We start from the raw sequence: 2833 nt of genomic DNA on the forward strand, positions 1-2833 counted from the left end.
TGACGTCGTTGTCGACGAGCACGGGCGCGTCGAGCAGCCGGCCGAGGAGACCCGGCACGTCGGCGTCGTCCCAGCCGTGCCGACGGCGGTCGCGGCTTCGGTCGCTGCGCCGCCCGCAGCGGGGCCGCCCCCGGGCCGCAGGCCCGCCGACAGCGCGAGGATCTGCGCGCGCAGCTGCTCCGCGTCGGGCTCACGCAGGAACGCGAGCTGCACGGCCGACCCGGTGCCGCCCGCGACCTCGAGGTTGAGCTGCGCGAGGCCCAGCAGGCGCGCCAGCAGCGGCTGCACGACGTCGACGGCCTGCAGCCGGTCGAGCCGCGCCTGGCGCTGCTGGCGGAACAGCAGGCCCTGGCGCAGGTGCACCGCCTCGTCCGTGACGGCGAACCGCGTGACGCGCCAGGCCAGTGCCGAGTACGCGAACCCGACGAGCGCGACGACCACCAGGACGCCCAGGACCGCGAGCCACGCCCGGCCCGGCCCGAGCCACTCCCCCAGGTCGCGCAGGTTGTCGGCCGCCTGGAACCCGATGGCCGCGACGAACGCGGCGAAGACCTTCCACCCGCGCAGCGCCGGCGTGACGGGGTGCATGCGGCGCCAGTCGTACGCGTCCTCCGGGGCCTGCTCCGGCACGGGGCGCAGGTCGGTGCTCACAGGCCCGCCAGCCGGGCCTCGCCGCGCGACGCCAGGCGGTCGCGCAGACGGGCCGCCTCCTGCGGGGGCAGGCCGGGGATCGTCGCGTCCGTGCCGGGCGCCGCGGTGTGCAGCTGCACGGTCGCGATGCCGAACCGGCGCTGCACCGGGCCGGCGCTCACGTCGACGTACTGCATCCGGCCGTACGGCACCACGACCAGCTGGCGGAACAGGATGCCCCGCCGGATCAGCAGGTCGTCGGCGCGCTCCGCGTACCCGAGCGCACGCACCTGGCGGCGGACCAGCAGCGCCGGCCACAGCACCAGCACGGCCGCCACGGCGGGGAACACCCACACCCAGCCGACGCCGATCAGGCCGGCGACCAGAGCGAGGACCACGACGAGACCCCCGCCCCACAGCGCGAGCATGAGCAGGCGCACCGTGGCCAGGCGCGTCGACACCGGCGTCCACGTGACGTCCGCGGGGTCGAACGGTCCGGCGGCGGGCGCGGGGACGGGCGCCGGGGTCTGGGTGGTCATGGCCACCATCCTGGCACCGGCGGGGTCCGCGCGGCTCCGTCCCGGGACGGAGCCCGGCCGCGCCCGGGCCCGCCGCGCGCCGTCAGCCGGCGGTCGGGTCGGCGTCCGGCTCGGGGCGTCGCTCGGCGTCGCCGTCCGGCGGCGGCACGCGGCAGAAGTGCTCGACGACGAGGCCGACGGCGGCGAGCACGGCGGCGCCCAGCACGGCCAGGCCCGCCGCCCCCGCCCGCCCGGGGTTGCCGGGCACGTCCGCGTCCGTGAGCAGCGACAGCGCCTGCCCGCCGTACCAGCCGACGAGCAGCGCGCCGGTGTAGCACGACGCCTTCGCGAGGACCGCCGTGCGGGCGGCACGCAGCGGGCTCAGCGACGGCCGCCTGCCCTCCTGGTACTGCCGCACCGCCCACCCGAGCGCGAGCACGACGCCGGCGATGACCAGCTCCACCGCGACGACGAGCCACGGCACCTCCGGCGGCGTGCTCGCCCCGCGGCCGACCGTCATCTGCATGAGCCACCACGTCACCGCCGTGGCGGCGGCGGCGACCAGGAGCAGCGTCCGCAGGCGGGTGGCGGTCACGGGCGGTGCGCGTCCCCGCGCGGGTCGCCCGCCCACGGCCCCGGCGCGGGCGGCGGCGGCACCGCCGGCGACGTCCCCGTCACCGGCAGGAACGGGCGCGGGCCCTCGGGCGTGGCGGACGGGTCGACCGAGCCCACCGGGTCGAACGGGCCGGACGTCGCCGCCTGCGGGTGCGCGTCCTCCACGTGCGGGCGCACCGTCTGCCCGGCGTCGGGGCCGTCCGGCTCGGGGCTGGCCGCCGGCACGGGCGCCGTCAGCCAGTCGAGCGCCATCCACCGCACGCCGTCGCGGTCGGGCGCCGTGGCCGCGAGCTGCGCCACGGGGCCGCCGCCGAGCCCCGGCAGCACCGCCTCGGGGTCGACCTGCGCCCACGGCTCGAGCACGAACGCGCGCTCGTGGGCGCGCGGGTGCGGCAGCTCGAGGTCGTCCGTGACGGCGAGCGTCGTGCCGTGCACGACGATGTCGATGTCGAGCGTGCGCGGGCCCCAGTGCTCGAGCCGCTCGCGGCCGTGCCGCTGCTCGACCGCGTGCACCGCGCGCAGCAGGTCGCGCGGCGCGAGGGTCGTGCGCGCCAGGACGACCGCGTTGAGGTAGTCCGGCTGGTCCGGGCCGCCGACCGACGCCGTCCGCGCGAGCGGGGACACCGCGACGACGTCCAGCCCGGGGACGGCGGCGAGGTCGGACACCGCCTGGCGCAGCGTCTCCTGCGCCGGCCCGAGGTTCGCACCCAGCGCGAGCACCGTCTCGACGGGCTGCGCGGGCGCCCGGTCGAGCTCGTCCGTGAGCACCTCGCCCTCGACGGCGTCGTCCTCGCGCACCGGCGCCATGACCTGCGTGCGCGGGTCGTCGAGCGGGTCTGCGCGAGGGTCGTCGAGCGGGCCGTCGAGCGGGCCGTCGAGCGGCGCGTCGAGGGGCTCGCGCAGCGGCGGCAGGAACTGCGTCCGCGCCTCCGCGACGTCGTCGTGCGCGGGGGCGCCGCCCTCGCCGGCGCCGGCGTGGTCGGGCTCGTGCCGCGCGCCGGGGAGCGGGAGCCCGGACGACGGCGACGCGACGGGCGGCGGCACCGGTGCGGGGGCGCCGGGACCGGGAC

The 2833-nt window shown here is 79.0% G+C and carries 4 protein-coding genes; all 4 read right to left on the reverse strand.

Features of this window, described 5'->3' with window-relative positions:
• Window positions 1-651, reverse strand: a 651-nt coding sequence (locus AB6N23_RS17950; protein ID WP_412867326.1) for a PH domain-containing protein, incomplete at its 3' end; no start/stop codon positions are given.
• Complete coding sequence (locus tag AB6N23_RS17955) at window positions 648-1169, reverse strand: PH domain-containing protein (protein ID WP_378201178.1); 522 nt, start codon at window positions 1167-1169, stop codon at window positions 648-650. The genes AB6N23_RS17955 and AB6N23_RS17950, both read right to left, overlap by 4 nt.
• Before the next feature lie 82 nt (window positions 1170-1251).
• Window positions 1252-1743 carry a DUF3180 domain-containing protein gene (locus tag AB6N23_RS17960; protein WP_412867327.1) on the reverse strand — a complete coding sequence of 164 codons (492 nt, stop codon included), beginning with the start codon at window positions 1741-1743 and terminating at the stop codon, window positions 1252-1254.
• On the reverse strand, window positions 1740-2833 hold a 1094-nt coding region (gene folK, locus AB6N23_RS17965; RefSeq protein WP_412867328.1), incomplete at its 5' end, for a 2-amino-4-hydroxy-6-hydroxymethyldihydropteridine diphosphokinase. The genes folK and AB6N23_RS17960, both read right to left, overlap by 4 nt.

This window comes from Cellulomonas pasadenensis (genome assembly GCF_047229365.1).
Lineage (GTDB): Bacteria > Actinomycetota > Actinomycetes > Actinomycetales > Cellulomonadaceae > Cellulomonas.